General features: G+C 63.4%; 1 protein-coding gene. It reads left to right on the top strand.

The window, feature by feature from the left end:
• On the top strand, window positions 1–232 hold a 232-nt coding region (locus NCR39_RS29595), incomplete at both ends, for a TauD/TfdA dioxygenase family protein (protein WP_250456334.1).

Below are 232 nucleotides of genomic sequence, written 5' to 3' on the forward strand. Positions count from 1 at the left end.
GGCCGTGACGGATCACACGCTCGTGAGCGAGCATCCGCTCGTGCGCGTGCATCCCGAAACCGGTGAACGCGCGCTGTATGTGAGTCCGGGTTTCCTCAAGCACATCGCGGGACTGGCGCCGCGTGAAAGCCAGGTGTTGCTCGAACTCTTGTGGGAGCATGTGACGCGGCCGGAATTCACGGTGCGCTTCAAGTGGGAACCGGGCAGCATTGCGTTCTGGGACAATCGCGCG

The organism is Caballeronia sp. ATUFL_M2_KS44 (assembly GCF_023630965.1).
Classification (GTDB): Bacteria; Pseudomonadota; Gammaproteobacteria; order Burkholderiales; family Burkholderiaceae; genus Caballeronia; species Caballeronia concitans.